This window comes from Streptomyces sp. NPDC059080, from assembly GCF_042739975.1.
Classification (GTDB): domain Bacteria; phylum Actinomycetota; class Actinomycetes; order Streptomycetales; family Streptomycetaceae; genus Streptomyces; species Streptomyces benahoarensis.
Window position 1 is genome coordinate 1 of sequence record NZ_JBHYGX010000051.1, and the last position, 6,053, is coordinate 6,053.

A 6,053-nucleotide genomic window follows, 5' to 3' on the forward strand; every position below is an offset into this window, starting at 1 on the left:
TCAGTTGTACGCGCGTCACGTAAGACGGTCTATCGGACCGAACCCTGCCACGAAGGCACATCACACAGATTGATCACGACTCGATACGCGCCCTAGCAGGCCCCTTGCCGGCCCCTCGCCCGGCCGTCCGCCGCCACCGCCGAAGACCGAGCCACCCAGTACAACAGGCCCCACTCCATACCGGACATGGCCCCCGCCGGCCCCCGGGCCGCAAGTGGCGACCTGGCTTTGACCTCCTCGGCCGCACAGAGGACACCGGCCTTGTCTGCACAGCTGCCGAGTCGCAGGTCACCACAAGCGGCGCCCGCAGACACACACCTACGGATACATCCGCGCCCGCTCGGAACCAATTCGCCGACGGACCGCCCTCGGCCTTGTAGTCGCGGTTCCGGCGGGTGGTGCGACTGCCTCATCCCCCTGTTGAAGCGCACCGCGGTGAAAAAATAATGGGAAACCCAAGGGCCTCACCGGCCACGTCGGCGACGTCTATTCGGTGGCGTTCAGCTCGGACGGCACGACCTGACTACCCGCAGTACCGGCGAGAGGCGCGATTGCGGGGGGAAGTAAGGGTGACAAGTGTGAAAATGCCCCTGGCCTGCGATTTCAGGGGTGCTCTATGGAGGCGGTAGAGGGGCGGTAAGTCCTTGATGCTGTGGGTCGGAAGTGATCACCCCAGCCTCTCCGCTTCCACTCGTGAGAACACCAACTCGCTCTCCTCCACAACCGGCCCCCGACATCGAACCGGCGCCTGGGCCCCCCGGCGCAGCGCCGCCGGATAGCTCCCCGCCGCGTAGTCATTGGCCATCCGATACACGTGGAAGCCCCGGCTGGTGAAGGTCTTCAGAAGCCCCTCCGCCGAGAACCCCAGCTCTGCCATCCGGTGCGGCGTGACCTCCACGGCCAGTTCGACATCCGGCCGGAGCCGATCCAGAACCGGCTCCAGGCTCCGAACCACCGCCCCCTCCGCCCCCTCGACATCGACCTTGATGACGCGCGCACGGGCAATCTCGTCCGACGCCAGCACATCAGGCAGCATCCGGGCCCGCGCCTCGAACGTCGACTCCGCCTCACCCGCGTACGGCACGACACTGTTCGCCCCCATGTTGTGGGAGCTGGCGAGCGTGAACGTCAGGGTCTCCTCGCGGTCGGAGATCGCGGCGTTGACGGCGCGCAGGTTGTCGCAGCGATTGGCCGCGGCGTTCGCCGCCAGGAGTTTGTGGAACGTCGGTGACGCCTCGATGGCCACGACCTTGCCGCTTTCGCCGACGAGGTGGGAGGCGAGGAGGCTGTAGTAGCCGATGTTGGCGCCGACGTCGATGAAGGTGTCGCCGGGCTTCAGCCGGCTGGCGAGCCAACCCGTGAGGTTCGGTTCCCAGGTGCCGAAGAGGTAGAGGTAGCGCTGGATGAGGTCCTGGGTGTCCGTCGTGACGGTGGCGCCGAAGCGGGTGCGGGTGCGGCGCTTGACCGGGTGGTCGCGCAGCTCGGCGTTGAGGAAGCCGTCGAGTATCGCGGTTTTGCCGAGGGTGCCCGGCGCGTAGCGGACGTACCAGCGGGCGAGGTCTCGCTTGATCCGCGGGTGTGCGGCGGTCATCCCAACTCCCATACGTCAGACGGGGTGTGGCGTGGTGTTCCGGACTTACACGCGATCGATGGGGATCTCGTACACAATCTCGCTGTGCGCGGCGGGGATGACGATGTCGGCGGTCTCCGCCGGCCGCCCGTCTTCCGTCATGTAGGTCCGCTGGATGTGCGTGACCAGGGAGTTCTTCGTGATGCCGAGGAGGTGGGCTTCGTGGGCGGTGGCCTTGCGCGGCTCCGGCTGCTCGACCACGTGCGTGATCACGACGCCGATCTCCGCCATCCGCTCGACGACGCCCCGGCCGGCATGCGGGCCGCCCTCGGGCAGTACGACGATGGTGCCGCCGGTGATGCTGTACGGCTCCCAACTCGTCGACAGCTGCACCGGCTTCCCGTCCGCCAGGAACTCGTACTCCGTACGCACGCACGGATCGCCCTCGCTGATGCCGAGGCGGGCGGCGATGCCCGCCGGCGCCGGAACTTTCGCCTCGGTGCGGTGCTCCCAGGTGCCGCGCTTTCCGACACCCGCCATGTCCGCGCGGAAGGGCGAGCCGCCACGCTGGTCGCGGCACCAGGAGCGGACCATGCGGAGGCGTTCACGAGGCTCCGCGACGTACGTGCCTGATCCCGCGCGGCCTTCGAGGAGGCCCTGTGCGATGAGCAGTTCCTGCGCGCGGCGGACGACGTTCTCGCCGACCTGGTAGTCGGCGCCGATCTCGGAGCGGGACGGCAGCCGGGTCCCGGGCGACCACTCGCCGGTGGCGATGCGCTGCCGGAGGCGGTCAGCGACGACGAGGTAAGGCGGCTGCTCAGGCATATAGCAAATCTAGTCCACTAGCCTTAAGCTAGTTCACTAACTTTACTCTGAGTATCAATCTATGGCGGAGGGGTCGTGCCTGCACCTGCTTCCCGAGCGCAGGACATCGCGGCGCGGCTCAAAGCGGCTGCGTACGAACCTCGGATGAACCGTCGCAACGGCCGCATCCGCATCGAGGTCAGCGTGCCGGAAACCCCGTCCGAGGTGAGCTGGCGCGCGCTGCTCGCGGCGCTGGAGCGTGCCGACCGCTTCGGGATCGGCGGAGGCAAGGACGGGCTCACCGCGTGGGCCGTCATCTGGCGGACGCCGCCGCACTCCGAGCCGGGAGAGCGGAGGTCGCGGTGAACGAATGTCGGAACGGGCGGAAAGGGGGTCGGCCCTTGCGGTCGAACGAGGAAGGCACGGCTGAGGGGACGGCGGTGGGTGCGGATGGCTAAGCGGTACGAGGAGATCGCGGCGGATCTGCGCCGACGGGTCCGGAGCGGCGAATTCGGTGTCGAAGGCCGCCTGCCTTCGGAGAGCGCGCTCGTCCGCACGTACAAGGCCGGGACGCCGACCGTGCGCCAGGCGCTCGGCCTTCTCGTGGGCGAGGGGCTGATTGCGAAGTACCACGGACGCGGGACCTTCGTGCGTACGGACGTGCCGCTGATCGAGTACGCGAACGATCGGCCGTCGCAACCCGCGCTGCGGGGGCGTGTCCGTGAGCGCGGTGACGGACGCCCGGGACTCGACGTGGCCCTCAAGGTCTCCGCCACCAGTGGGGAGGTAGCGGCGTCGCCGGAGATCGCGGACCTGATGGGCGTGGAGGCGGGGACGCGGCTGCTGGAGTTCGTCCACCTCGGTCAGCGCACGCAGGACGAGTACCCGTGCAGCGTCGTGCGGTCCTACCTGCGGTACGACATGGTCGCGGGGACGCCGTGGGTGCCCGCGCTGACTCTCGCCGGCGAAACGCCGTGGGGCGACATCTATCAGCACTGGCTCGCGGCCGTCGGCGTCGAGTTGGACCACGTGGAGGAGCGGCTCACGGCCCGGCCGCCCACGGCAGACGAGGCCGCCGAACTCGGCGTCGGCCCCGGCACCTCCGTTCTGGAGATTCAGCGGGTTGCCCGGGACGTTGAAGGGCGCACGGTGGAGGTCTCCCACATGCTGATGCGCGGCGACCGCATCGCGGCGGTGTACACGACGCCCATGCCAGAGGCTTCCGCCCGTCGCTGATGAACGCTCCTGCCAGCTGTGGCCGCACCGAACCCGGTGCGGCCACAGCACGCTTCCACCGTCCTACTTGTCGAAGTCGAGATCCAGCATCCGGATCGCGTTGCCCCGGAGCAGCTTGTAGACGACATCCGGCGGGAGGCCGCCGACGTGTTCCTCGGCGACCTGCTTGGTGTGCGGCCAGGTGGAGTCGACGTGCGGGTAGTCCGTCTCGAACGTCGCATTGTCCACGCCGACGGTCTCGATCGACGCGACGCCGTGCTTGTCGCGGAAGAAGCAGCAGAAGATCTGTCGGTAGTAGTACGTGGACGGCGGGTGCGGGATGAGGTCGCGCACGCCGCCCCAGGCGCGGTGCTCCTCCCAGACGTCGTCGGCGCGCTCCAGGGCGTACGGAACCCAGCCCATCTGGCCCTCGGCGTAGGCGAGTTTGAGCTTCGGGAAGCGGACCAGCACGCCGCTGAAGAGGAAGTCCATCATCGACGCCATGGCGTTGTTGAAGCTGAGCGACGCCTCCACCGCCGGCGGCGCGTCCGGGGACGCGGCGGGCATCTGCGAGGACGAGCCGATGTGCATGCAGACGACAGTTCCGGTCTCCTCGCAGGCGGCGAAGAACGGGTCCCAGTAGCCGGTGTGGATCGACGGCAGGCCCAGGTAGGTCGGGATCTCGCTGAAGGTCACGGCCCGTACGCCGCGGGCCGCGTTCCGGCGGATCTCGGCGACGGCGAGGTTCACGTCCCACAGCGGGATCAGACAGAGCGGGATCAGTCGCCCGCGGCTGTCCCCGCACCACTCCTCCACCATCCAGTCGTTGTACGCCCGGACGCACGCGAGCCCCACTTCGAGGTCGTCGGCCTCGGCGAAGGTCTGGCCGCAGAACCGCGGGAAGGTCGGGAAGCAGAGCGACGCCTCGACGTGGTTGAGGTCCATGTCCGCCAGCCGCGCCTTCGGGTCCCAGCAGCCCTTGCGCATCTGCTCCCGGGTGATGCCGTCCAGTGTCATCTCGTCGCGGGAGAAGCCGACGGCGGCGATGATCCGCTTGTACGGGAAGAGGTTCCCCTCGTACTCCCACCAGTCGGTCAGCTGGCCGTTGGGGTCCGTGGTGAACCGGTACTTGCTCGCGACGCGCTCCAGGCCGCCGATGCCCGCGGTCAGGGGCTTCGGGCCGCGGTCGCGGTACTTCGCCGGCAGCCAGGTTTCGAAGAGATGCGCGGGCTCGATGACGTGGTCGTCCACGCTGATGATCTTCGGAATCTCGGTCGTGCCGCTTGCCTCGCTGGTCATGGAGCCCTCCCGAAGGTGCCGGCCACCTGTATCTGACGAGCCGTCAGGTGGAGGGTATAGAGCCACCCTTCAAGCAACAAGGCGATGCCGGACTTTCCCTCGTCGGCGTGAGTGCGCGCTCGAAGGTGTGGCGAACCCTCCACTCTCCACCTAAGCTAGTTAACTAGATTCACGTTAGGTCATCGCGCCTGGTGAATCCGTGCGCCTGCGTGCGTAAAAGGGCCTGGTGAGCCGTCGTTTCCTCACCACGCGCCTTGCCGCAGGGCGCTCCGGACGCCGGAAACAACTGACCCCCGCGATCGATCCGGGGGCATTGCCAACCTGAGAAAGCAGGTCGTCATGGCACACCGCATCGCCCGCTACCTCGTTCCGCCTCTGCGCCGGCTGCTGCCGGCCCGGGGCCGTCACCGAGATGCTCCGGGGAACCGTCCGACGCCTCGCAGCGCACCGCATCGGCGCGTCCTCCACGTCTGCCCGACGCCCGCCCAAGGACACGAAATCGCCCGCGACGTCGCCCTTGTCCGCCCGTACGTACTCGCCCACGAGCGACGGCAGGCGGAGAATGGCCACTGGGTCGTACGCGCCGTGACGATCAGCCTTCCGCACTGCTCCGGACAGGGGGTGTCTGCGTGAGCCGCGCGCCCTTCCGCTTGCTGCCGTGGACCGGGGAGAACGGGCAACTGTGCCTTCTGAGCGCTGATGAGGGCGCCGGGTTCATGTGGCGGCTGGCGGACAACACCGAAGCCGTGCAACTCGGCATGGCAGCCGGAGCCGTTGACCACGCCCACGAGGTGCTCGTCGCGGAACGCGCGTCTCGGGAGGAGCTGCACTACCTGGCGGGGTGCCTGGCCGAGGCCCTGACGAACGCCCTCCGGATCGCGGAGAGCCGAGGGCAGCGCCTCGGGTGGCCCGTGGCCGACGCCGATTCCGGAGGAGCGGAAGGCGGCGGGCCGACTCTCCCCGCTGACGCCTCCGGCTGAATGGCTGCCGGGCCCGCAGCCCTGGTCAGCCGGTGATGGTCAACGGAGCAAGGGGCCTGCCCCCAGCTCCATAGCTTCGTCCCCAGAGAAGCGGGGGGGGGGGGGGGGGCCCCGGGGCCAGACAGCGGCGCGCGAGGGAGGAGAGGGATGGGTGCGGCACTCAAAGATAAAGTGTGGAGAATATC

Annotated in this window: 6 protein-coding genes; 3 read left to right on the forward strand and 3 right to left on the reverse strand. The window is 68.5% G+C overall.

Annotated elements, in window-relative coordinates; all coding sequences use genetic code 11:
• Window positions 1-667: 667 nt before the first annotated feature.
• Together ACFWWQ_RS26760 and ACFWWQ_RS26765 are read right to left on the reverse strand one after the other, a co-directional pair.
• Window positions 668-1,591 (reverse strand): FkbM family methyltransferase, encoded by a 924-nt coding sequence (locus ACFWWQ_RS26760; RefSeq protein WP_384601122.1) that lies wholly within the window; start codon window positions 1,589-1,591, stop codon window positions 668-670.
• A gap of 45 nt (window positions 1,592-1,636) precedes the next feature.
• Complete coding sequence (locus ACFWWQ_RS26765; protein ID WP_384601125.1) at window positions 1,637-2,395, reverse strand: GntR family transcriptional regulator; 759 nt, start codon at window positions 2,393-2,395, stop codon at window positions 1,637-1,639.
• Window positions 2,396-2,539: 144 nt separating this feature from the next.
• Between ACFWWQ_RS26765 and ACFWWQ_RS26770 the strand changes: the two genes are divergently transcribed.
• Complete coding sequence (locus ACFWWQ_RS26770) at window positions 2,540-2,740, forward strand: hypothetical protein (protein ID WP_384601128.1); 201 nt, start codon at window positions 2,540-2,542, stop codon at window positions 2,738-2,740.
• An 84-nt stretch (window positions 2,741-2,824) separates the two neighbouring features.
• Complete coding sequence (locus tag ACFWWQ_RS26775; RefSeq protein WP_384601131.1) at window positions 2,825-3,610, forward strand: GntR family transcriptional regulator; 786 nt, start codon at window positions 2,825-2,827, stop codon at window positions 3,608-3,610.
• A 63-nt stretch (window positions 3,611-3,673) separates the two neighbouring features.
• On the opposite strand, the gene ACFWWQ_RS26780 is transcribed toward ACFWWQ_RS26775, so the two are convergent.
• A complete protein-coding gene (locus ACFWWQ_RS26780) occupies window positions 3,674-4,888 on the reverse strand; it encodes an amidohydrolase family protein (protein ID WP_384601134.1) in 1,215 nt (404 codons plus the stop codon).
• 629 nt (window positions 4,889-5,517) lie between these two features.
• On the opposite strand from ACFWWQ_RS26780, the gene ACFWWQ_RS26785 reads away from it, so the two are divergent.
• Entirely contained in the window at window positions 5,518-5,868 is a 351-nt protein-coding gene (locus ACFWWQ_RS26785) for a hypothetical protein (RefSeq protein ID WP_384601137.1), read from the forward strand.
• Window positions 5,869-6,053 lie beyond the last annotated feature (185 nt).